The organism is Dictyobacter alpinus (assembly GCF_003967575.1).
In the GTDB taxonomy this organism is placed as follows: domain Bacteria; phylum Chloroflexota; class Ktedonobacteria; order Ktedonobacterales; family Ktedonobacteraceae; genus Dictyobacter; species Dictyobacter alpinus.
Genome location: NZ_BIFT01000001.1, coordinates 501,526 through 526,188, shown reverse-complemented (window position 1 = coordinate 526,188; position 24,663 = coordinate 501,526). Strand labels below are relative to the sequence as shown.

The following is a 24,663-nucleotide window of genomic DNA, read 5'->3' as shown; positions in this document are numbered from 1 at the left end:
GGCGCTGTAGCTGTGAAATGATGTTGTCGAAATTACCAGCGGGAACTGCGCTCCTGGGGCTGGTAACAATCTTTACAGTAAACTGGGCGATCTTCGCGAGGCTGGAATGGGACCTGAGCCTCGTTGCCACAGCTTGCGCAGGTGGCGGTATACATCTGGCGTGGCTCGCGTTCGCGATATCCGCCACCAAAGCCGCTTGAGGAGTTGCGGCGTCCACCACCGGCCTGCTTGCGTGCAGCGCGGCATGATGGACAACGGGTTGGGGCGTTCGTCAAACCACGACTAGCAAAAAACTCTTGCTCGCCAGCAGTGAAGGTAAACTCTTGATTGCAATCGCGACAATACAGGGTCTGATCGGTCATTGACATTCTTTTCTCTCGCTTCTTGGGAATTGATCCCTTATGATATTCTCTGTATCGCGCAGCTTACAATAGACAATCTACTCCGAGCAACAATGCACTATACAGCATGATTTCATTGTATCACAACTGTCTATTACTCTCAAGTAGATAACCATAGAAATTCAGGACTTTTTGCTAATTGGTCTGTATATGTAATGGTTGAGGAGGAATAAAAAATTCTAGTGTGACGGGGACAGGCATAGACCAGACCTCAATAGTTACAAGATATATGCCTATAAAGATCTGTAACAGAAAACTATAATTATGTCAAAAATATAGTAACATCACTTTTTATCCCAAAACTATGCGAGATTTTATCCCTTCTTATCATCAGCAGACATTACTATTATCCCTATATTCTTCTTTTACTAGCTTTATATGTTTTGGCCATTGTATAATTTCATTAAGCACAGCTATATATTGGCTTGATTAGAGGATATGTATGCAAAAAAGCTTTTCTAGTCCACACATTTTTTCTTTTGTTCTATCTTTAATTTTACTATCTCTATTTGTGGTTAGTTGTGGCTACCCGCAAGAAACGCCCGTACAAGTAAATCAGGTTCAACAGCCCCAGGGGAAGCATCTCATTCAAAAATTCAACAATGTTGATCATGTTATTTCGACTCCCACCCCCACTGAGGTTACGTCGACACCTACTGTACTTGTACAGGCTACACCAACGCCGACACCAAGCCCTACTCCGCCGCCAGTTGTAACCGTAAACTGGAAACCAACGCCTTCAGCGGTGTATACGGCTGGCCAGGCCAATGTACGTAACGCTCCATTTACCAGTGGCGCAATCATGCGTACCGTGCCAGCTTCTCAATTACTCACTGTTTATGGTACGGTAGATGGCGAAATACTGGGCAATGGATCACTCTGGTATCGTGTCTCAGATCAAAATAGCATGCCGCAATATATCTATAGTGCTTTAGTTGTGGAGAGCAAACCTGCTCCCGTGCAACCTACCGCACCTGGAAAAATGATCAAAGTGAATCTAAGCACACAACATATTTATGCATATGAGAATGGCAGCGTTATTCATGATAGTGTGATCACGAGTGGGCAACCAAACTTATTAACGCCAACCGGCACCTTTAAGATTATTAGTAAGCTTCACCCGACAACCTTTTATTCACCATGGCCAAAGACTTCTCCTTACTACTACGCACCACTAAACATTAACTATGCTTTAGGCTTTCAAGGGACACTCCTGTTCCTACATGATGCCTATTGGCGCGGCAATGATTTTGGTCCTGGCACGAACGTTCCGCATAAGGCGGCAGACGGTACTCAGATGACCGGTTCACACGGTTGTGTTGAGATGCCCACTTCTGAGGCAGCATGGTTCTACAACTGGGCTGACATGGGTACTCCATTGAGTATTGCCTATTAAATAGTGATGTTCATCATGTTTGCTGGATTGTGCCAGCTTCCTGGCATTAAAAGCTGGGAGCTGGCACAATCTGTTGAAAAAAAACTTACCGTGCAGGTTTTTGTGGTTTGCCCCAGGTTACAATGCCAACAACCTGGAGGGGAAGTATACCGTCTGGATGGTAGCGTTGCAGGATTGTCCGGACCTGCTGATCAAAGCTTTGTGTCGCTTCATGTCCTATGCGCTCTTTTGCGCAGTTGCTGCGCGAATGCAATCCTTCGATAAATTCATCAACGGTTTGTGTAAAAGAAATTGGAGCGGTTTCTTTTTCTCCTGAGATATGGAATAAACCACGTTGCTCTAATTCCCGGCGTACATACTCAGAGCGATTTCCACGATGGGTAGTATACTGTGCCTGGAGTGTTGCCAGTTCATCTTGCCATGGCATGGGTAATGTTCTGCGATGCACTAATGTCAGCCAGCCATTGGGTGTCAATACATCGTGAAAGCGTGGAAATGCGACCTCCCAATTAGTCCAATGGATACTTGATCCTGCGGTAATCAGTGCATAGGGTGGTGAGAGCGGGACCTCTTCGATTGTGCCATAGATCCAGTGTAAGTGAGGATGGTCGCCATTGGGTAGCTTTTTGCCTTGTTCAATCATATTTTGTGAGACATCTACCGCGTCGATGCGATCAACTATGTCTACACATTGACGTGCTATATCACCTGAACCAGTTCCCACATCTAGCAATGTTCGTGGATGGTCAGTAATCAGAGCGGACAGAATCTCAAAAGTTTCGGCGGGATAAGGAGCGCGATAGCGATAGGCTTCCACCACCTGCAGATTTTTGAAGGCATCTGCATAGGACGTGCCAAAATGTTCTGGTTTTGGCTGCATCTTTTTTTTCCTTTCGATACTGTTTATTTCAACCTACAAGTCAACCTTTTCCTTATCGTACACTATAGCTATCAACCAATATCGTTGTTTGAGGTCTATACACAGACTACTATAAGGAAAAGCAGGCATACGTTGAAGCGTGAAAAAGCTCTACCACGTAGTAGTTATGGTAGGGTTTTATAGTGCTATTTGTGCACAGTTTCAGGACCCTCCAATGCATATACAGAGAGATTATGGCAAATATACTATTCATAATACATGAGGAGCTTCAATGATTAATTTGCGTGAAGTAGGCGCATATGCGAGTGTGGCGGATGAGAATGGTGTAGATATTACTTTCGGCATTTATTTACCTGGTATTACTTCTCATGATGGCTATGAGGTTCATGTCCAGGTCCTCCATAAAGCAGACCACTTTTATGAAAATATACAACCGCGTGATTTCCTCCTGAACTATCAAGAAGGATCAACCAATGAGCTCTGGACGGCGCAGGTTCATCTTTCCCCCGAGGATGGATCCCATTTTGGACTTCCTGGTAGCTACTTTTATCGCTATCAGTTGCTGCAGCAGGTGCCAGACAGTGATGAGAAGAAAATAATCACTCGTTGGTTCACTGATCCATTTGCGCTAGCCACCGATATTGGTTTGTTATCAGCGGTAGTCACTCCGGAAAGTTTTCCTGCTTTCGAGTGGACCGATGAGGAGTGGAAGACGCCCGAGCTAGCTGATCTGGTTGTGTATGAACTTCATGTCGAAGAGTTTAACAGTAATTTTGCAGGCGTGATGGAGCGTATCCCATTTCTCAAAAGCCTGGGAGTAAACTGTCTGGAACTGATGCCAATTACCAGCCTTAAACTCAATTTTAACTGGGGGTATGAACCACTTCACTATTTTGCTCCCTACGAGCGCTGGGGTGGTATCCAGGGTTTAAAGCAACTGGTCGATGCCTGCCATAGTGAAGGTATTGCAGTTATTTTAGACGTGGTCTATCAGCATGTCGATCCAAGCTTTCCATATAATGTGATCTATAAAGACACAGAATTGGAAAGTCCAATGATTGGTGGCGATGGTCCTTTTGGTCCTGAGATTGATTTCTCCAAGGATTTTGCCCGCGAGTATATTCAGACTGCAAACTATCACTGGCTGCATGAATATCATATTGACGGATTTCGTTATGATGAGGTGACGGATCTTTATGATGGTCCAATGGGTATTCAATATGCGCATATCGCCTATAATACCTACATCGAGTCGTTGAAGATTGGGCGTTTTACTCCTACAGGCAAGGCTGGTGAATATAGCCGTTTGATCCAATGTACGGAGGCCCAGAATCGTCCGCAGGAGATCTTAAAGGATACCTTCTCTACCAGTACCTGGCAAGATAGTTTTCGCTGTATGGCGGAAGGAATGGCTGAGACGGGCACTGTGGATGAACATTTTGTACATCAGGTGCTCCTGGATCAGAATTATACGGGCTATCCTTCTACAAAGACGGTACAGGATATCGAGGGACAGCCGGTTGATATGCCAGTGATGCCGTTTCAATATCTGGAGAATCATGATAATAGCCAGTTGATTTCTCATGTCGCTATTCTCCCTGATGATATTCCATATGGAGATCGTAGCCAGTTTTATAAGTTACAACCATTTGCGATCGCACTCTACACCTGCGAGGGCACGCCGATGCTCTGGCAAGGTCAGGAGTTTGCCCAGAACTATGTTCTGCCGACCAAAGGGCGCGCTCGCGTTGGCTATCAGCGTAATGTGAACTGGGAATACTTCTATGATGAATACGGCACACCTCTGGTTCATCTCTACCGCACACTCGGCTCATTACGTCGCACCTATGCAGCGCTACGCAGCCGTGAATCCTTCTATTATGTTGCGGAGTCGCGCATTGAGGACAAGGTGGTTGCCTATCGACGCCATCATGGTGAGTCTGGACAGGTTGCCATCATCTTCCTTAATTTTTCTGATGCTCACCAGAAGATCTCCGTACCTTTTCCATTTAGTGGCACCTATCGTGAGATGATCGATCATGATAAACGTCCCGAAGCCTATGACATCACGGTCAGCGAGGATAATCAATCCTTTGAGGTTGAAGTGCCAGGCCATTATGGGTTTGTCCTTATTAAAGAATAGATATACATGATTATATCTGTCTAGCGAAGGTCAAAAAGCTCAGCATTCTTTTATTACTGAGCTTTTTGACCCTCGCTAACTTATGGTAGTTGCCATATATACACTTTATGATCGAAATTGCCAGTGACCAGTCGTTTACTATCAGGCGACCATGAGATACCTGTCATATACGCTTTGGGCTTTCCTCCTGTATAGGAAGCAAGCAGCTGACCATTACTGCTATTAAAGACATGGACCGAAGTATCTTTAGAGGCCGTTGCCAGATAACTCCCGTTCGGCGACCATGCCAGCCCGTAGATACTATCTTGAAACGTATTATCAGGGGTGACAAAGCGTGTTTTGCCTGTGTGGATATTCCATACCCGCAATGTATTATCTGAACCACCAGATGCGATAGTCTGGTCATCAGGCGACCAGGCGACACTATAGACCGCTGTAGTGTGTTCTTTATAGGTAGTTATGATGCGTTTGGCTGATACATCCCAAACATCTACTGTGCGGTTTTCATTCCCAATTACTAGATAGCGATTATCACGTGACCATGCCAGGCCGTGTGAGCCGTTGGTATGCCCGGTTTGAGGTAAGGATATTACAGTTACCTTATGGAGATCAGAGACATTCCAGATCCGTAATGTGCCGCCGAGATCAGATGCCGCAATAGAATTGCTATCATAACTCCATGAGATGCCTTGTATCGCTTGTTTTCCCTGGTCGTCGCTAAATAGTTGAACCCCGGTCTGGGCATCCCATATGCGCATGGTTGCATCATCACTGCCAGAGGCAATTTTTGTGCTATCAGGTGACCAGGTGACTGCCCATACATCATCTGTGTGACCACGGCAAATGCTGACTATTCGTCTCGTATTGGCATCAAAAATATGAATCTCGCGATCGAAACTGGTGGCTGCAATATATTTGCCATTGGGGGACCAGGCGACGCCTTCAACAACATCGTTATGCCCGTTGTAAGTGGCAAGTAGCGCTAAATTATGATTAGAGAACAACTGGGGAAAGTAAAAAATGGTACCTATCAGACCTGTTATCAGGAACAGGATAATGGTGCCAACTATTATGACTGGAACAGTTCTTTTTTTGGGTTGCCAGTGAGGCCCCGGCCCAGGACCCGGCCCATAACCCTGGATAATAACTTTATAGCGATCACGCAATTTTTGTAAGCGATCCTTAATAATTTCGTTATCTGGATCAAGTTTTAATGTGTGCTCAAGGTCAGAGATCGCAAGTGCAAGATTTCCTTGTGCTTCATAGACACCGGCACGCTTACGATACGCCACCACATTTTTAGGATCCCGGTTGAGCGCCTGCGTAAAGTCCTCAATAGAATTCTTGAGATTATTTTGCGAGAGATATGCTGAGCCACGTTCGATATATGCGGCCACAGAATCTTTATTGAGTACAAGGGCCTCATTGAAGTATTTAATGGCTCGTTCAGGATCATTGTCCAAAACTGCTTCACGACCAAGTTGAAGATAATCATGCACAGTATGAGGAGCCGCCAGTGTATTCTTGATCTGTCTGGTATCCTCAAGGGCTTTCTTTACTTCTTTATCGCGCAGGCGTCTCTCTGCCTTCTCATAATAGAAAATGGCTTCATGGACATCAATGGTGCTATATGCTTCTGCCAGTCTCCACCAGAGTGCCGCTTCTAGCTCTTTATCAAAAGGGCGAGAGAGGGGAGGGGATACAAAAGAGATGTTTTTCTCACTGGCGAGCCTTACGAGATCTAATAAACTAGTGAACTCATCGCGGAGCGGGCGACGATTATTGTTAAATACCAGGCAGTTATCAGCATACTTCCAGATGCTATGATCCTTCTCTTTCATGATGTGTTCAAAAAACTGTCCCTGTAGACGTGCCTCCCGGTTGGCTTCACGCTGATAGACACTGGCTGCGCACATAAAGGAGAGTAAAAATTTGACACCATCACCAGGATTCAGCCAGAATGTGAGTTCGGTGAGATCAAAATAGCTTTGGATCCATTCTTTATCCTCCAGACGTTTGCGTAGATCGGTTGGAGCATAATTTTTATCTTTAAGCACAAATTGTGCGTAGAGGACGGCGTGTAAGCGTTTAATCGCGCCCATTACTTCGGGACTGGTGCGGTTTTGCAGGAGCCATAGACGCAAAAAGTGTCGTACTTCTTGATGCAGCGAAGGCTGACCACGCTTGGTAAAGATGAAGCCATAGCGCCGATGCATACGTACAAGTTCGTTTTCCTGTCCCTGTGTAACCCCTAATGCTGTAGCAATAAGTTCTGCATCCTCAATGCGTCGAAGTAAGGCAAGACCATATAAACGCACACGATCGTCATGATTGTCACGTGTATGTACCAGATAGCGCATAACCATCGGCTCAATAATAGTCTGACCTGTATAAACCTCTTCTTTCAAGAATGACAGATCGGCTGTTTCCAGATACTTGCCTGCTACAATCCTTACTGCAAGAGGGACGCCGCGCGTAATCTCTAAAATCCGTGTAGCATTCTTTTGTGCTTCTTCAGGCAGCCATGGAGTATGCGTTTTCTGACAGATAAGGGCAAAGTATTGTTCAATATCACTGAGGGTAAAATCACCGACTCCATCGGCACTAAAGTCAACAACGATACTTCGATTAGGGTAAACTAGCTCGCGATAACCATATTCAGCATCCATGCTGCGTCGTCGTTGTGTGGTGCCGGACCAGAGATTATCCCGCCCCGAAATAATCCAGCCTACGCGTGCTCCCGCAGCTCCCATGCAGATTTGTAGCAGTTTATCGCCTTCATCAATTTCTTCATACGTATCGAAAAATAGTAATAAAGGACGTCGGATCGCAAAGCGGGCTAGATCTTGTCCCAACGCCAGTCCTAATTGTAGCGGCGCATCGAGATAGTCACTGAGGTCGCCTCCCAACTGCTCCTGGAGATACGTGCGTAGCCGTTGCAATTGCTCGCCACCAATTTCTGCCCCTGCATCAAACATCTCACGAACTTTAGCCAGCAGTAGCTCATTGGTGAGCATAATACCTACCCCGGCGGGAGCTATAGTTGCCAGTACAGCCAGAAAAACGTCACGTGCTACACTGAGATGACGTAGCCAGCTAAATCCCTCCTCATGGCGTAATTCTTCCAGTATTTCATACGCTTTGCTGCGCGCACTTAACACCGATTGCTCGGCAGCACGATACATGGTAAATTCTTTACGTTGTTTGCCCATTACAGAAGCCAGACGCTTATACAGTAAATTGTAGTATTGATATGCATCAATACTTTCGCGTTGAGTTACATTGAAGAGCATACGTCGGTCTTGTATCGCGTATTCCCAGTCCAGGATTTCACTGACCAGCAATTCATTTTTGTGTTCCAGGGCAATATCGTGGTAATGATTGAGTAAAGTGCTCTTGCCAAAGCCTCCTCGGCCATGGAGCAATACAAAAAATCCAGCAATTCTATTATTGGGAGAGGGGGGCATCGTAAGTGAGGAAGAGCCTGTACTTTGTATTTGTTGTTGCCAATTCTCTAAATAGGCAATAAAATCATTGACTTGTCGTTCTCTGCCAATGAAGATCTCATTGAGATCTAGATCTTCGGGCGAAACAAACGCATTATTCATATATATGCATCTCCCTATAAAGCATTAACGCTAATTGCCTGCTCAATGGATATTTGCTCCCTTAACTTTTGATTATCCTATGAGTTTGAGAATAGGATGACATATATATAAACGCATATAATGTTGATATCTACAATTATAGAACGAGTGTAGTAAATGTAGAGAGTTGGTTTTTTGATGAGCTAGCGTGTAATAGGCGCGCAAAAAGGAAGATTTAATTGGGGCAGGAGCATAAAATCTACAGCCCAGGGACCTGATCGAGCTCGATCAGGTCCCTGGGCTGTGACGGCGTAATTCACTTACTCGTGTGTTAACACTTCGTCGATGATGCCGTATTCTACTGCTTGTGGTGCTGAGAGATAGTAGTTACGGTCGGCGTCTTTTTGGATGCGCTCAATTGGTTGTCCGGTATGCTTTGAGAGAATACCAAGCAAGCTCTGGCGCAAGCGAATGATTTCGCGGGCAGTAATCTCAATATCGGAGGCCTGTCCTTCGGCTCCACCAAGTGGCTGGTGAATCAGGATGGTGGAATTGGGGAGCGCAAAGCGTTTGCCATGGGCTCCAACGGCCAGTAGAACGGCTCCCATACTCATTGCCATTCCCATACAGACGGTTGAGACATCCGCTTTTAGCGACTGCATGGCGTCATAAATGGCCAGCCCAGCATAAATGACACCACCCGGGCTATTGACATACATACTGATATCTTTTGTGGGATCTTCATTTTGCAAGTAAAGCAACTGTCCTACGACGCTATTGGCCACCATGTCATCAATCTGTGTGCCTACGAAAATGATGCGATCCTGAAGTAGGCGCGAGAAGAGGTCATGGCTGATGATACCACGTGGCGTTGTCTCCACCACATACGGTATAATGCCTCTTGGCTCAAGATATTCGCGAGACTCCTTGATCCATTTGGGATCACGAGGATTGAATGTACTCATTTTTGCTCCTGATATATTACATCTATGTCTCCACTCAGGGAGAATGAAAAACGCGCTCCTCTTTTTTATGGCAAGATGGCACGGGCAGATTTCCAAAGGGTAAGGTATGTTTGTATGATACAAGATACAGACGAAATTGTCCAAGTTTTATGCGCCTGAGCGCTAAGAACCCTTTGCTCGTCAGCTATAGTGGTGCAGGTTAAGATTGCCATGGTTACCTCCGGGGTGCCGCGATTACACTTTTGTTTATAGTATAAGGGCAAGCCGGTATAATGCAAGGGCAGCTTTGTCTGTTGGTAAAATAAGCTTTACCATAGCGTTTCTGTTTGATGTATCCATACAAGATGATAGATTATTTTTGCGACATTTCGAGTGAGAGTCTGGTGGATATTTTATACATAGTGGTTAAGCAAATTTTACAGAACTCTACCAAAATGTACGGCTATGTGGAAAAGGTGTTCTGTAAAAGGAGAAAACATGATAAGCTTAGAGGATAGATATATCAGTGATAAATTGACATACTGGTATAGATTATAAATTATAGCTGATCAATCAAATCAAGTTCATCGAAGAACTATTATCTCTCTGATGAGGCTAGGGAGAAGAGACACATATTGGACGCTTTACATACTTCTAGTGGCTTAACTATGACCGGTTCTGCGAAACGACCTCATGTTGTTATTGTTGGTGCAGGTTTTGGTGGCATGAATGCCGCGAAGGCTTTAAAAGATGCGCCTGTCGATGTCACGATCATCGATCGCAATAATCATCATCTCTTCCAACCTTTATTGTATCAGGTTGCTACGGCCGTTCTCTCGCCCGCGGATATCTCGGCACCTATTCGCCATATTCTGCGCAAACAGAAAAATACGAAAGTGTTATTGGCTGAAGTAACTGGTATTGATCGAGATCAGCAACAGGTACTGACTGCTGATCGTGCGATCCCATATGATTATCTGATCGTAGCAACTGGTGCCAGCCATAGTTACTTTGGCAATGACCAGTGGGCCCCATTTGCTCCTGGCTTGAAGACCGTAAATGATGCGACCTCATTGCGCCGCAAAATTTTGCTGGCCTTTGAGGAGGCTGAACACGAAACTGATCCAGATCGCCAGCGCTCGTTGTTGACGTTCATTTTGATCGGTGCCGGTCCCACAGGCGTGGAGATGGCTGGAGCGATCGCTGAATTGTCCCATGCCGCACTGGCATCTGATTTCCGCAATATTGATCCCAAGGCTGCCCGCATCATCCTGGTTGAGGCGCTGCCGCGCATTCTGCCTGCTTTCGATGAGAAACTGGCGAAAAAGGCCCAGGATGGTTTGCATAATCTCGGCGTCGAAGTACGTACGAGCTCTCCAGTTCAGGATATTAATGAGTCCGGTGTGGTGATTGCCGGTCAACAGATTGAAGCGGGTACTGTCATCTGGACTGCTGGAGTTTCAGCTTCACCAGCAGGTAAGTGGCTGGGTGCCGAGCAAGATCGTGCTGGTCGTGCAAAAGTTGATGAGTATCTTAATCTGCCTGGATATGCCAATATATTCATTGTGGGTGATACGGCTTCAGCTACACAGGCTGGCAAACCGGTTCCAGGCATTGCACCTGCCGCCATGCAAGGTGGAATTTATGCGGCATCAGTAATCGCTGACCGCGTATCGGGTAAACTAAATAGTCATCCATTCCGTTATCATAATAGGGGCAATCTGGCAACGGTGGGACGCTCCTACGGCATTGCCGATCTGGGTAAAGTCAAATTTAGCGGGTTCCTGGCATGGGTCTTCTGGATAGTTGCTCATGTTTTCTTCTTAATTGGATTTCGCAATCGCTTCCTGGTCCTGTTCCAGTCATTCTGGGGATATATAACTTTCCAGCGGAACGCCCGGTTGATTACCCATGATTATGCTGCTGTGGTGAGCCCGAAACCGAGAGAGCGGGAACTTCAACCAAGTTAGAGTTTTTTTTCTTGCCCCTTTCTAGCTAGATTAGCATATGTGCGATAAGCGATAACTTGAGGTGAAGGGATGCAAGAAGAAACACAAATAAAAATTTCGCAGGGCAAGGTTGTCCGGGATCGCTATATTATTGAGGACTTATTAGGGCAGGGTGGTTTTGGTGCGGTGTATCGAGTCAAGGACCGACGTGTTAAAGGCAATGTCTTTGCGCTAAAAGAGGTCGAGGCTCCAGAGCGGCGTCAGAGAGAGGACTTCCTTTTTGAAGGGGAAGTTCTCCGCCGCCTGGACCATCCAGCGCTTCCTCGTGTTTATCGGGTATTTGATGAGCCCGATAAACACCTCCTCTATATGTTGATGGATTATGTGGCTGGTCCCAATTTAGAACAATTGCGTACTCAACAACCTGGCAAGCGTTTTACTTTATCCAGCGTGGTAAAAATGATGGCACCAATTGCGGATGCCCTCTCCTATCTACATACGCAACAACCTCCAATTATTCATCGTGATGTGAAGCCGTCTAATATCATCATTCCTACTTCTGGAGAGAATGCGGTTCTCGTTGATTTTGGTATTGCCAAAGAATACGACCAGGACGCGACAACCACTGCGGTGCGTCATTGTTCACCAGGCTACGGTGCGCCAGAGCAGTATACCAGTGGTACAGGGACTCAAACGGATATTTACGGGTTTGGCGCGACCCTGTATACATTGCTGACAGGGGTTGTGCCTATTGATGCCTTATATCGCATTACGCGTATGAGTGTGAATCGGGCGGACCCGCTGGTACCAGTTCAGCAGGTCGTGCCTGATATTCCGTTAGCAGTAGCTGAAGCCATCCAACGATCACTGGCTGTCAATAGTATTGATCGTTTTGCCACTGTTAAAGAATTCTGGGCGGTACTGGAGTCGCAGGTTGCGCCGGTTAAGGATCCAGTTACTGATCCAGGGCAAGTACCTATAACTTCAGCTGATCATGAAGAGGTTGCGCCGGTTAACGTTCCTGTTGAACCTGTCCATCTGGCTGATGTGAATACTCTAACAGAGAATCCATATCCATCTACCGGGGATGATGAAACAGAGACTGAAACGCTTCCAGTACGTGATGAGCCTGTTAGTTCACCCCCACCAGTGTCAAACGTGCCTCCAGCATCGCCACGGCGTTCTCGTAGACGGTGGCTGGTGCCATTGCTTGTTGCCGTTGTGGTACTGATATTAGGAGGGCTGAGTGCCGAAGCGTGGCTTAACTCCCGTCAGGGAACGCCCGTACCCGCACCTGTGGCGAGGCAAACACCGGCTGTCACAAAAACTGTAGCGCCGACAGTGAAGCCAACGGCTACAAAGGCTCCTACGAAGGTGGCGACAGCGAAACCGACCGCTAATCCGCCAGCGCCTGCTCCAGCGAATCCGCCTGCACCTGATTCTGCTTTTCCTGGTGTCGTAGGAACCTATAGTGGCTCGATTCATAATACGCCGGCCGATGTGGACTCAACGATTACACTTTCAAACATGAGCCAGCAGCAAGGTGCGATCTCAGGCCATCTGACATTAGGTCCAGGCTTACAGGGCGATGGTGATTTTACAGGGAGTGTCACCCGCGATAAGAAAATTCAGTTTCTGGTGCCTTCTTTTGCAGGCCATTTGCCCTTGTTTTTTCAAGGTCAATTTCAACCCAATGGTTCGATAGTCGGCAACTACTGTAGCTTTCAGAACAACCAATGTGATAACAACTCAGGCGGTGGTTATGGTACTTGGAATGTGGCACCTAATGGATCTCCTTCTGCTTCGTTATCGCCTTCAAATATATTGGAGCCTTTCTCTGAGGCCGAAAGTTTATTGAAAATTTCTATGGCTTTTAAGAACAATGTGACAATGGATTTTTGATTTTGAAGCCACATGTAAGGGCGTTGCGTATTACAACGGACACATCTAAATTTAGTAAATGGTATGATGGAAGGACAGATATATGAATAACTTTAATCAAAATAATGATCCAAGGGCCCAGCAATATGCTAATGCCTGGGATCAGGGAACATATAACGAAATTCCACACCAGGATGCCTGGCAGAACTATACCCAGTTTGCTCAGAATGCCTCACCTCAGATGCTAGAACAGGCACACCAGCAAGTCTACGCACAGATGCCTGCTGAGCAGCGCGGCGGATTACTCCAGAACCTTTTAGGTGGTCTTATGCAGCGTGGTATTAGCCCTCAGCAGATGGGTCTTCAGAATAGCGATCCTTATACCATGTCGCCTGCAGATGCCGCTCGTGTGACTGGTTATGCACAGCAGCAGGCACCAGATCTGCTTCATCAGGTGTTTGGTCCTGGCGGTGCTTTGAGTAGTCCCTGGGCGAAATTAGCCATCGCTGGCGTTGCAGCCTTTGCGGCCAAACAATTTTTAGGCGGTGGCTTTGGCGGAGGAAATCAGGGCGGCTTTGGTGGTAACCAGGGTGGCTTTGGCGGAGGAAATCAGGGTGGCTTTGGCGGAGGAAATCAGGGTGGTAGTATGACCGGTAACTCTTCCAATGATGGTGGCTTGCTTTAAGGCATTAACGCTACCTGTGTCCATAGAAAACAACGCTTCTAATACACATACTGTTATTGAAGCTCAAGATAGCCTGCATGAGATCAATATATCTGTTGTATCCATGCAGGCTATTTTTGTGCTAGAGGCAGATTTGTGATATACTCCATTCGCCACAAAAAGACAGAATTTTTACGCCTGCACAACGTATTGGGGATGGATTATGTTTTACGATCATACAAAGATTTTGGTTAAGGCCGGAAATGGGGGCGACGGATCAATACACTTCCGTCGTGAGAAGTTTGCTCCATTTGGCGGCCCCGATGGTGGAGATGGTGGACGCGGTGGAAGTATCTACTTTGAAGCCACAAATAGTTTGAATACACTGATTGATTACCGCTACAAACAGCAGTTTAAGGCTGAGTCAGGGGCTCCAGGCGTTCGTCAAAAGATGCACGGCTCCAAGGGAGAAGATATTGTTTTGCAGGTGCCCTGTGGCACGATTATTCGCGATGCTCAGACCGATGTGTTGATTGCAGACCTTACCGAGCCGGGCCAACAGATTATGGTAGCGCGTGGCGGCCGCGGCGGATTGGGTAATGTGCATTATGCCACTTCAACCAGACAGGCTCCTAAGGAGTCGCAACGCGGTGAGCCGGGCGAAGAACGCTGGCTAAAGTTGGAATTACGCGTAATCGCAGATGTTGGCCTGGTGGGATACCCCAATGCCGGCAAATCAACGTTGCTTTCAGTGATTTCTGCGGCTCGACCAAAAATTGCTAATTATCCTTTTACGACGCTAGAGCCTAATCTGGGCGTTGTCGAGGTTGGTCAGCCCCGGAGTGGTGATGGCTATGATTTTGTGGTTGCCGACATTCCTGGTTTGATTGAAGGTGCAGCGCAAGGTGTTGGACTCGGTCATGAGTTTTTACGCCATATTCGGCGTACGCGGCTTTTGATTCATATGGTGGATGGTTCCGCTATAGAACGCGATCCCTGGACGGATTTTGAAGCCATTAATAAAGAGCTACGTGAGTATGATGCTGAACTGGCCCAGCGCCCACAGATGGTGGTTCTGAATAAGATGGATATCCCTGAAGCGCAAGAACACTGGCCCGAGTTTAAGGCCAAAGTAGAAGCCGCCGGCTACTCCGCTTTTGCCATTTCAGCTGCGGCCCATCAAGGAACTGACGAGTTGATGGTCGAGGCTTCACGGCGCTTACATGAACTGGCCCGTGAAGAGGCCGAACGTGCCGCGGCACAGGTTGTGGTAGATTTGCGCGAAGGCGAGAGTCCTGTCTTACGACCAATGCCCGATGATGCCTTTACAGTCTCCAAAGAGATGGGGGTCTTCGTGGTGCGTGGTAAACGTGTTGAGCGTATGGTTAATATGACGAACCAGGATAGTGAAGAAAGCATGGATCGTATGCAGGTCCAGCTTGAAAAAATGGGTGTGACCAAAGCACTGGAAGAGGCTGGCGTCAAGGTTGGCGATACCGTCCGTTTCGGAAAAGCCGAACTATACTGGGGCGAATGAGTCGTTGTTCCGGGTATCTGCCTGACCGGTTTCTGTAATTTTGACATGTTTTTCTTAGCGCCATCGGCAGAATGGCGCTTTTTGTATTTTCGGTGTTTGCCGATCCTTTCACGCAATGCACGTCACGAGCACAAGTGTGCTATACTTGTAAGTGATAAAGCGGTACGTGTTATTGTGTAAAGAGCAGCAATGGAATGCGAGTATCTGGGGCCCATGGGTGAAACATTAAGCATACAATTTCGTGCATGTGAGGGTGGTACGTATGAGGTGCAAATAAAGGAAAGCTGGTCAGGGCATACGGTAAGTGGTGGTTTTGTTCCTCCGTACACTTCAAAGCAGGTTAATGCAGTACAGAAAAAACTGAATACTCTCGAGAGCAGCGATGTCGAACTACGCGATATAGGCTACCGGCTTTTTTGTGCCATTTCTGGACTAGAAGCTACTCAAGCTAAAACCTCTAAGCCAGCAGAATCTCCCGCGCAATCCGTTTTAAAAAGTGTGATTCAACGCACGTTGAAACGTCGTGGAACGGTGGCGCTCACACTGGTGTTTGGACCTGGTTGTGAAGAATTTGTACGTTATCCCTGGGAGTTATTAAACAACGGCAATCATTTTTTAATTGCTTCAGGTATCTTCACGCTTAGTCGGGCATTACTACGACCCGATGCACCTATCGGTAGTGAACTACCGGTTCACCCACCTTTTCGGATTTTGTATATCAGCGCCTCCCCTACAAATTTTGCGCCTTTAGAGACTGAACGCAGTTTTGAGGCTATGGAGGAAGCTCTCACCCCATTAATTGAAACCGGCCAGATCTTTCTGGACCGTTTAGAACCTCCAACTTTCAGCGAGTTTGTGCGTTACCTGAACTCCTATGGTGGCGCTGGCACCTTTGATGATAGCGATACAACGCTCCCCTGTTATGTGGTGCATTTTGATGGCCATGGGGCTTATGGCAAACTCTGTCCTAAAGATGGCTGTGAGACAGTGAATAATCCCGATGGACGCAAATGTTGTGAATGTGGCACCTCACTTCTGCGCATACCGGCTCAGACCTATCTCTGTTTTTGTGATGAGGATGGTTACAATAGCTTTGTGGACACACAATCCCTGCGCAGGGTATTGGTCAGTAGCGATGTCCATCTGGCGGTCTTTTCAGCCTGTGAAACGGCCACTGTTTGTGATGAAGAGCAGGACTGCCGGCCACAGCAATCCCAAAAGCTGGCGGCAGTTGATTCTACCCTTGCGACTTCCCTGGTGACCGCACAGGTTCCGGCAGTCGTTGCGATGCCTTTTTCACTACAAGATGATTTGAGTCCGACGTTTATGTATCATTTTTATGAAGCGCTAGCAGATGGTCGCACGCTGGAAGAGGCATTATCACGTGCTCGCCAGGCAATGTTACCAATGCAACAGAAAAGCTGGTTTATCCCGGTGCTCTATCGCCATGTAGCGGAGGGTGATGAGGGACCAGTTGCCTTAATGGTGACCGCTGATACAGAAGATGAACATGCGCATCCACTCAGCCATCTAGCGCCATCGACCAACTTTATTGGTCGGGAACGTGAGTTACACGATATTGAGCAGTTGTTGATCCAGGCTGCTACGAGTCAGGAATCTGCACGCATACGCAAGGGAACCTATAAAAAAACGATCTATCATCATATAGCTCTCACTGGATCTCCTGGTATTGGTAAGAGCGCGCTGGCGCTGGAGGCGATTCGGCGCAATCGGGATAAGTTTTTAGGTGGCATTCTAGGCGTATCCCTGGAGAACGGCAAGTTGTTTGCGGATGCCTTGTTAGAAATGGCGCATGCCCTGCAGATTCCCGCCCGCAGTGTTGCCAATAGTGATGCCCGCCAACGCTCGCGGCTCGTTCAAGGTGTACTCCGCTCCCTTGCCAGCCGTGAACTTTCCTGTCTGCTCCTGTTGGACAGTTTTGAGCAAGTAAAGGATCGAGCAGAACTAGAGCAGTGGCTTGTCTTCTTGAGTTCCTTGCCTCAAGAGGTTGTCGTGCTGGTCACCTCGCATTCCAATCCTGAAAGTATGCTCATTGTCGGAGGTCTATCTTCACGTTGGTACGAGTATCGTGTCGGAAAAATGAACAGCGCTGATTTATTGATGCTCTTTTTTGATCTGGCAGCCACCAGCGGCCTGGATCAACGCATCCAGTTAAACGATCCTCACCAGCAAGTTGTCTTGCAAGAGATTTGTACTTTACTGGATGGCTACCCTCTGGGTGCTGAACTTATTTTTGGCACTGCCCGTTCGATTGGTGGACAAGTTTTTACGCCAGAGGCCGCAACACGTTCTCTGGAAGAGGTACGTGATGAGCTCTACAGTCATCCATTAGCTGGCATTTTAGCCGCTTTGGAGGTTTCATACCAGCGCTTGAGTCCACCTGCGCGCCTGCTGCTTTCTTATCTGGCGGCATTCCGGATCCCCTTTAATCGGGAGCAGATCTCCATGCTTATATCTCCCGACACCTTACTGGCGGCCCATGAGCCAACACCCACTGCGGATAAAAATATGAGCGGAAACGTGCCCGAAAGTCTGGGTTCGTTATTACCGCAGCAGTGGAGGGCGGCACGCGATGAACTGGTGCAGGCCTCGATTGTCTTGTTTGATGGGCGCACCTACTCCATTCATCCTCAGATCCGCCATTTTGCGCTGACACGTTTACCATTGGAGGAACGTCGACGAGTTCACCGTGTGGTCGCAGCCTACTATTATTGCCTGCCTCAGCCCGATGCGGAAGAGTGGATTGAAGCGTTTGAGCATTTAGAAGCGGCCAGCCAGGCTCAGGACCTCCAAGAAGCGATCCGGGTGGTTTTGCGCGCCGCAGATTTCTTTGAGGGTCAGGGACTTTTTACCACCCTGCAGACACTGTTGCGCCGGGCTGCTGGGTATGCCACACGTATGGGGGACCAGAGCAGCGTTGGCTTGCTCCAGGCTCGTTTAGGTGCACTATTGCGTCAACTGGGCCAATTTACTGAGGCGGAAGCGTGTTTGCGTAATAGCCTGGGTATTCATCAACAGCAGGAAGACATTGAACAGATTGGCTGGTCGTGTTATGAACTGGCCTTACTCTGTTTTGATCAGGGCTATCTTCAGCAGTCCTTGAAATATGCCCGGCAGGCACAGACGCAGTTTGAAAAGAGTGACCAGAGGCGTGGTCAGGCATTAGTGTTGAATGTACTCGGTATGGTTCGTCGCGGTCAGGCGCGTTATGCAGAAGCTTTGGAATACCTGGAGCAGGCGATGAACGCTTGCTATCAACTCTCTGAGGGTATTGGACGTGCCCGTGCAGTTCACCAGCGTGGTATTGTTTATGCTTCTCTGGGTCAATATAGTCGCGCTGTACGCGATTTTGAGGAAGCTCTACGGCTTTTTTATGATTTGAAACGGCCGATGGATCAGAATTGGGTGCTGGCCAGTAAGTGCGCGGTTCATGTCTGGCAGGGCAAGCAAGAACAGGCTGAAAAGATCTGTCTTGAAGTATTGCAGCGTTTTCGTGAGTACCATGTACAGCGCGGCGAAGGCTTGATCCTGCGTACCCTGGGAGAACTCTATCTGCAGAAACAGGATATGTTTCATGCACATAACTATTATAGTGAAGCCTGGTCCATCTTTAACCAGCTAGGGGATCGGCTCAATATGGCCTCCACCTTTTATCTACAGGCAGAACTGTCTATCCTTAAAGGCGAGTATCTGGAGGCAAAAGATAATTATGAGCAGGCGCAGATTATGGCGCAAGAGTGTGAGGCTACCCATCTGCAAGGCCTGGCGCTCTGTGGACAGGGAGATGTCGCGCGTGTGTTACGCCAATTCCGTGAAGCTGAACACCTCTATCTAGAAGCTGATCGTTTATTAGAATCGATCGCACTACAGAGTGGACGTTTCAAAGTGCTGGATCATTTAGGTCAACTTTATGAGTCACAACATCGTTATCAGGATGCGCTGGCTACCTGGGTTCAAGCCCTAACTCTGAATGTAGATGAGCCCGCTGGAACGCGGGCATCCCTACAAGAAAAAGTACGTCTCCTGGCTGCTGAGAAGCAGCTAGACGGGAAAAATACAGCCTCTAAAGATCACGAAAGCCTGGCTTGATATGCTAGATCTGGCGAATAGCCGGGCGTGCGAGCAATAGAAAGAGGGTATAACCGCCTACGATAGCCGCACTGATAATGACGGTGTATGGTCCGCCAATCGCGCTGATAGCGGCACTGGCAGGGAAATCTCCCAATGGACGTACACCCATAATCATCAAGGTATTTAAGCTCATCACGCGTCCTCTCATTTGTGGGGGGACGCGTGTTTGCATCAGGGTAATGGTTGTCGCGCCAATACCATTTTGTCCTATCCCTACAAAGAGTAATGCTAGCATCGAAAGCCAGAGATTCTGACTAAGCGCAAATGCCAGTAGCGAGAGCGACCAGAGCAGGAATGAGCCTAAGAGTAATAGACCTTTACGCTGAAAGTCACCCAATGACGCGACGGCCAGGGCCCCTAGAATAACCCCCAGGCCTGAAGCTGAGAAGAGCAAGCCCAGTTGGGTAGGTTGCAGGTGTAGGATACCGGTAGCAAAAACAGGTAAGATTAAAGAGGTTGAAGGACCAAAGAAGAGCATCGCTCCGTAGCCTGACAAAATCCAGGGCAAAGCCGAGTCACGGCCGATAACTTTGAGAGAGGCTTGTACTGATGCTAATAATGGCCCTTTTTTATCAACAGCCTGTTCCAGGGCTGCTTCAGGCACCTGGATCAGATACAGCACAAAAAGTACACCCAGGAAACTGAAGCCATTAAGAAAGAAGTTACCGGCATATCTAAATAATGGTCCATTGATGCCAATTTTCGGTCCAAACGCCGCAAATACCCCAATCATAACTCCTGCCAGCGCGGGCCCGATAAAAGCAGATCCGTTGAAGACAATAGATTGCAGTGAGATAGCATTCATAAGGTCTTCTTTTGGCACCAGGATGGGTACCAGTGCTGAACGTGATGGCTGGTCAAAGCTGAGGATGGTTCCCGAGCAGAAGGCCAGAAGAATGATCATCCAGACCTGAATTGTGCCTGTAATGGTCAGGATACCCAGTAAAAAGGCCAGCAGCATTGAGAGACTCTGAGTCACCAATAAGAAACGGCGTTTATCTATCTTATCGGCGACGCTACCCCCAATTAATGCAAACAGGAAGAATGAACTGGCCTGTGCCAGTGAGACTGCTCCCAATGCAAGTGGTGAGCCAGTGAGCTTTAATACCAGCAGACTTTGCGCGACAATCTGCATCCAGGTACCAATGGATGAGACAATCAAGCTGATCCAGAGCAAGAAATAGCTACGGTGGCGCAATGCTCGAAACGTTTGTAATCGCTTACGCTCAGGTTTATGAACCGGTGTAGTTGTCATCAGCTGTCGAAATCCCTATCTTTTTTTGTAGAGGGTTGTGTTTACTTAAATATATGTATACAGCACTATGACATAGACGTGCGAATCTTTCAAGTTGGGGAAAGTCATCGACAGCAGTTTTTACCATAGCGTATGTGACGAGCCAGGTCTGTATTCCTGGCACAGACCTGGCTCGTCACATACATTGTCTTTTAGACGTGTTGCAATAAATTGCTATTTCTTCGCACTATCCTGTCGATAGTTAGCAGGTGAATGTCCATTGGTAGATGGGCCTGTATCTAAACGAGGTTGTTCACTTGTTTGTTTGCTCATGAGCACTTCATTGCTGAGGGGTGCTGTAATTTTTATCTCCTCATTGTTACTCTCGATTGGATAATCTGGAGTGTTGGATGTCCAGACCTTGATCGGTCCGTTCTGGTTTTCCTCCTGGCTAACTGGCTCGTAAGGATTAGGCAGGTCAGCCGGTGGTAAGTTTCCTTCCAGAATGGGCTCTTCTTTCTTGCGTAGAATATCCTGACGTCTGATAGGCTGAGTCTCTTGTTTTTCCAGTGCCAGTTGATTTTCTAGCTCATTGAGTAGATGTACAATCTCTGGCCGCAACACGCGGTTGCGCTCAGGAATACGCGTCCATTGCGCCTGGGCCGCTGGATAATAACCGGCCCGGTAGCAGTAAAGACCGAGCATGGCTCTGGCATCAAAAATGGTCATACGTTGCCATAAAGCCAATTCTTCGGCAGGCGTCTCGATGACATCTTCACTGGCCTCAACAATCTCTACCCGGTGATACAGTCTAATGCCCATGATGCGAAATGGATAGCCGTAATACAAGGCCAATCGTGTGCGTCTGGCACCCTCGACAAAATGTTTGCCGACGAAATAGTTTTTCGACCAGGAGCCACTCGACCAGACGAGTATCGCCAGTAATATAATTAAGAAACGACCGATATAACGCTGCCATGAGAAGGGAACCAGGCTCACCATGATGCCCAGGACGGCAAAACAGGCTCCCAGTGCCCAGGCGGCATAAACTAAGCGTCGGCGATCCCAGCCTAATAGATCAAAGTGATGATGCAGTGGTGTGGCCAGGAACGGCAGTGGGAACTCTGTGTGTGGTACAAATTTCTCTGTGTTGGCAAAGCGTAAAATAGTCAGATAGCGGCGGAAGAAACGCGTCAACAGGCGGGCAGAGATCAGCGCTGAGAGTCCTTCCAATACAAAGGCGCCACCAATCATCAACAACAATGTCTCGTTACGGGAGAATACGGCCACCATCGCGAGGAGCCCGCCCATACCCAGGGCTCCGCTATCACCCATATAAATTTTCGCACGACGCGTGGCATGTCCACGGCGAGCGGCCCAGGCGGAAGGCCAGTTCAAAGGGAGATAACCTAGAATAGCACCGGCTCCCAGTAACGCCAGCACTTCTAATACGACACCATTTGGCTGGGTCCCTACCAGACCAGTGACTACGATACCCAGGCCCAGCGAGGCGCTAAACACCAGTCCACCTGCCAGACCATCCAGACCATCGCTAAAATCGACTGAGACGGACGTGAGGCTGCCAACCACACCAGTCATCAACATCAGGAAGATTAGCCAACCATAATAGGCTACAGGGCTGCCTGTGACTGAACAAATTTCTGGATGATGAGGGATAGGGGTAGGACAGAGAAATGTATTGAGTATGGGAAGATCTTTCCAGAGGCTGTAAGAGATCTGACCACTTTGTGGCAACAGAAAAAAGAACAGTGCAGCAGCAACCGCACCCACGAGAAAAACTCCAGAGAACTTGGCAATCTCTGAGAGTCCTTCATTGCGATACACTTTGCGCCAGTCGTCAATAAAGCCAACCAGGGCGTAGCCGAGCATAGCGCCCAGCGCAATTAATAGCAAGATCCATTGCTCAGACGAAAAATTGAGCAGATAGCCAGTAGCAAGTCCAACTACAATAATTGCGATAGTAAAAGCTGGACCCCCGACAAGTGGTAGCTCGATGGTTCTGATCTCCCGTTTCCCGGTTGGAAGATCAGCGCGATGGGTACCAGGTTTGTGCTCACCACTGCGAAACTTGGGAAAGAGCAGCTTGGCTGCCTGACAAAGCAAGGTACTTGCTACTGCGCAGGCCAGAAATACGAGCAGTAATAACCAGGGTGAATTTGGATTCATATGTACTCCCAAGACGAAATGATGACCTATTCAAACAATCGTTGTGGTTGTGCCGTCTGGCATGGACGATATATTTCCCTGACGACGTATCTATCAATCAGGTGGATGAAGAATGAGAACTTCATCACGCTCTCCATCCCTGTTTATTGAGCTGTTCACGCGCCACACGGCGATCATCCCAGGGAAGTTTCTCTCCTCGACCCATGATAATGCTCTGTTCGTGTCCCTTGCCAGCCAACAGGATTGTGTCACCTGGTTGCGCTCGGGCGAAGGCTGCTGTGATTGCCTGGGTGCGATCAGCGATGCAGAGAAAATCTTTGCCCTCTTGTTTCCCAGTTGCTGCCGCCCCTGCTGCGATCGCACGTAAAATGCTTTCTCGATCTTCATCACGAGGATCTTCATCTGTGATGACGAAGAACTCTGATTGTTCGGCGGCGATCCTCCCCATGACTGGCCGTTTTTGAATATCGCGCTCACCCGCTGACCCGAAGACAAGCATAAGTTTGCCCTGTGTCAATGGACGTAAGGTGGCGATAACCTTTTGTAAACTATCTGGTGTATGCGCATAATCGACAATCACGGAGAAAGGTTGCCCCTCTACAATGTTCTCCATGCGTCCTGTAACGCCTGCCACGGCAGCCATACCACGTTCGATGTCCGCAATACTGATGCCCTGGCTGTATGCGGTAGCGATAGCGGCCAGGCTATTACTAACATTAAAGCGTCCTACCAGACGTGTTTCGATTAGTCCTTCACCATCTGGCAGGAGCACACGGAAACGTGTGCTATGGGCCCGCAGGTCCAGATCGACTGCACGCACGCTTGCTTCTGTATCGATACCATAATCCAGGATAGGGACACGGCAATAGGGTTTGAGAACTTCGTAACTAACATCATCACGATTAAGGATAGCCACGGGACGGGCGTTAATTCCTTTATCGCGCTGAGGATCCAGCATCTCAAACAGGCGTGCCTTGGCCCGGCGATAGTTTTCGAGTGTCTTATGGAAATCTAGATGCTCATGGGTAATATTTGTGACCACACCAACATCAAAGTTACAGCCATGCACGCGTCCTAGCTCTAAACCATGCGAGGTGGCTTCAACGATTGCATACGGCACATCCGAGCTTGCGAGCCGATGGAGAAACTCCTGGATCTCCAGGGCCTCAAGCGTACTCTGACGGGTCGTATTCTCCCACTCTTGACCAGATATTTTAAAGTTGGCTGTAGTCATCAGTCCATTATGGCGGCCAGCGGTCTCAAACAGCGTACTGATCAAGTTACTGGTTGTTGTTTTTCCATCTGTGCCAGTAATGCCAATTGTGCAGAGTTTATCTGCTGGATTGCCATAGAAGGTACGTGCGAGATCAGCGAGCGCGATCCGTACATTTGGTACCTCGATATAAGGAAGAGGAAGTTGTTGCTCCTCAATTGAGAGTTTCTCGCCAACCGCGAGCAGTGCCCCGCGATCCGCTGCATCGCGCAGATAGCGTTGTCCATCTGTATGTGTACCTGGTACGGCCACAAAGATGCTCTGCGCTACAACTTTGCGCGAGTCGTAAGCTATTGATGTGATTTCTTGCTGTGTATCCAGCGCTGTATCCGTTTGTGTGCGCCAGGAGTAATCTTCCAGCGCCGTGAGTAATGTTTGTAATTGCATAAGTAGTATTTTACCGTCGCTATATGTAAATTATGATAAAAAATGTAT

At 47.9% G+C, this 24,663-nt stretch carries 14 protein-coding genes; 7 read left to right on the top strand and 7 right to left on the bottom strand.

Annotated elements, in window-relative coordinates; genetic code table 11:
* Positions 1-32 precede the first annotated feature (32 nt).
* On the bottom strand, positions 33-368 hold the full coding sequence (locus EL633_RS02010; RefSeq protein ID WP_126625596.1) for a zinc-ribbon domain containing protein: 336 nt from the start codon (positions 366-368) through the stop codon (positions 33-35).
* 475 nt (positions 369-843) lie between these two features.
* Here EL633_RS02010 and EL633_RS02005 point away from each other — a divergent pair, with 475 nt between their 5' ends.
* The gene (locus EL633_RS02005) at positions 844-1,797 is read left to right on the top strand and encodes a L,D-transpeptidase family protein (protein ID WP_126625595.1); all 954 of its coding nucleotides are present in this window, start codon (positions 844-846) and stop codon (positions 1,795-1,797) included.
* A gap of 85 nt (positions 1,798-1,882) precedes the next feature.
* Here EL633_RS02005 and EL633_RS02000 read toward each other — a convergent pair whose 3' ends face one another.
* A complete protein-coding gene (locus EL633_RS02000; RefSeq protein WP_126625594.1) occupies positions 1,883-2,677 on the bottom strand; it encodes a class I SAM-dependent methyltransferase in 795 nt (264 codons plus the stop codon).
* 271 nt (positions 2,678-2,948) lie between these two features.
* Here EL633_RS02000 and EL633_RS01995 point away from each other — a divergent pair, with 271 nt between their 5' ends.
* A complete protein-coding gene (locus tag EL633_RS01995; protein ID WP_126625593.1) occupies positions 2,949-4,820 on the top strand; it encodes an alpha-amylase family glycosyl hydrolase in 1,872 nt (623 codons plus the stop codon).
* Positions 4,821-4,900: 80 nt separating this feature from the next.
* Here EL633_RS01995 and EL633_RS01990 read toward each other — a convergent pair whose 3' ends face one another.
* Both EL633_RS01990 and EL633_RS01985 read right to left on the bottom strand, forming a co-directional pair.
* Positions 4,901-8,428: a WD40 repeat domain-containing protein gene (locus EL633_RS01990; protein ID WP_126625592.1), complete on the bottom strand. Its 3,528-nt coding sequence runs from the start codon at positions 8,426-8,428 to the stop codon at positions 4,901-4,903.
* Between the two features lie 299 nt (positions 8,429-8,727).
* Entirely contained in the window at positions 8,728-9,372 is a 645-nt protein-coding gene (locus tag EL633_RS01985; RefSeq protein WP_126625591.1) for an ATP-dependent Clp protease proteolytic subunit, read from the bottom strand.
* Positions 9,373-9,986: 614 nt separating this feature from the next.
* On the opposite strand from EL633_RS01985, the gene EL633_RS01980 reads away from it, so the two are divergent.
* From EL633_RS01980 to EL633_RS01960, 5 genes are all read left to right on the top strand, one after another.
* Positions 9,987-11,321: an NAD(P)/FAD-dependent oxidoreductase gene (locus EL633_RS01980; protein WP_246039067.1), complete on the top strand. Its 1,335-nt coding sequence runs from the start codon at positions 9,987-9,989 to the stop codon at positions 11,319-11,321.
* A gap of 69 nt (positions 11,322-11,390) precedes the next feature.
* Positions 11,391-13,202 carry a serine/threonine protein kinase gene (locus EL633_RS01975; protein ID WP_126625590.1) on the top strand — a complete coding sequence of 604 codons (1,812 nt, stop codon included), beginning with the start codon at positions 11,391-11,393 and terminating at the stop codon, positions 13,200-13,202.
* A gap of 82 nt (positions 13,203-13,284) precedes the next feature.
* Positions 13,285-13,866 carry a hypothetical protein gene (locus EL633_RS37185; protein WP_176599702.1) on the top strand — a complete coding sequence of 194 codons (582 nt, stop codon included), beginning with the start codon at positions 13,285-13,287 and terminating at the stop codon, positions 13,864-13,866.
* Positions 13,867-14,068: 202 nt separating this feature from the next.
* Complete coding sequence (obgE, locus tag EL633_RS01965) at positions 14,069-15,382, top strand: GTPase ObgE (RefSeq protein ID WP_126625589.1); 1,314 nt, start codon at positions 14,069-14,071, stop codon at positions 15,380-15,382.
* A 267-nt stretch (positions 15,383-15,649) separates the two neighbouring features.
* A complete protein-coding gene (locus tag EL633_RS01960) occupies positions 15,650-19,492 on the top strand; it encodes a CHAT domain-containing tetratricopeptide repeat protein (protein WP_161981869.1) in 3,843 nt (1,280 codons plus the stop codon).
* A 4-nt stretch (positions 19,493-19,496) separates the two neighbouring features.
* Here EL633_RS01960 and EL633_RS01955 read toward each other — a convergent pair whose 3' ends face one another.
* From EL633_RS01955 to EL633_RS01945, 3 genes are all read right to left on the bottom strand, one after another.
* Entirely contained in the window at positions 19,497-20,789 is a 1,293-nt protein-coding gene (locus tag EL633_RS01955) for an MFS transporter (RefSeq protein ID WP_126625587.1), read from the bottom strand.
* Positions 20,790-21,002: 213 nt separating this feature from the next.
* Positions 21,003-22,955 carry an MraY family glycosyltransferase gene (locus EL633_RS01950; RefSeq protein ID WP_126625586.1) on the bottom strand — a complete coding sequence of 651 codons (1,953 nt, stop codon included), beginning with the start codon at positions 22,953-22,955 and terminating at the stop codon, positions 21,003-21,005.
* Between the two features lie 124 nt (positions 22,956-23,079).
* Positions 23,080-24,615 (bottom strand): UDP-N-acetylmuramoyl-L-alanyl-D-glutamate--2,6-diaminopimelate ligase, encoded by a 1,536-nt coding sequence (locus tag EL633_RS01945; protein WP_126625585.1) that lies wholly within the window; start codon positions 24,613-24,615, stop codon positions 23,080-23,082.
* Positions 24,616-24,663: the final 48 nt, after the last annotated feature.

Excerpts from the sequence above, each read along its gene's own strand:
- EL633_RS02010 (WP_126625596.1), bottom strand. The coding sequence starts at position 368 with ATGTCAATGACCGATCAGACCCTGTATTGTCGCGATTGCAATCAAGAG.
- EL633_RS01985 (WP_126625591.1), bottom strand. The coding sequence starts at position 9,372 with ATGAGTACATTCAATCCTCGTGATCCCAAATGGATCAAGGAGTCTCGC.
- EL633_RS02005 (WP_126625595.1), top strand. The coding sequence starts at position 844 with ATGCAAAAAAGCTTTTCTAGTCCACACATTTTTTCTTTTGTTCTATCT.
- EL633_RS01995 (WP_126625593.1), top strand. The coding sequence starts at position 2,949 with ATGATTAATTTGCGTGAAGTAGGCGCATATGCGAGTGTGGCGGATGAG.
- EL633_RS02000 (WP_126625594.1), bottom strand. The coding sequence starts at position 2,677 with ATGCAGCCAAAACCAGAACATTTTGGCACGTCCTATGCAGATGCCTTC.
- EL633_RS01950 (WP_126625586.1), bottom strand. The coding sequence starts at position 22,955 with ATGAATCCAAATTCACCCTGGTTATTACTGCTCGTATTTCTGGCCTGC.
- EL633_RS01975 (WP_126625590.1), top strand. The coding sequence starts at position 11,391 with ATGCAAGAAGAAACACAAATAAAAATTTCGCAGGGCAAGGTTGTCCGG.
- obgE (WP_126625589.1), top strand. The coding sequence starts at position 14,069 with ATGTTTTACGATCATACAAAGATTTTGGTTAAGGCCGGAAATGGGGGC.
- EL633_RS01955 (WP_126625587.1), bottom strand. The coding sequence starts at position 20,789 with ATGACAACTACACCGGTTCATAAACCTGAGCGTAAGCGATTACAAACG.
- EL633_RS37185 (WP_176599702.1), top strand. The coding sequence starts at position 13,285 with ATGAATAACTTTAATCAAAATAATGATCCAAGGGCCCAGCAATATGCT.
- EL633_RS01990 (WP_126625592.1), bottom strand. The coding sequence starts at position 8,428 with ATGAATAATGCGTTTGTTTCGCCCGAAGATCTAGATCTCAATGAGATC.
- EL633_RS01945 (WP_126625585.1), bottom strand. The coding sequence starts at position 24,615 with ATGCAATTACAAACATTACTCACGGCGCTGGAAGATTACTCCTGGCGC.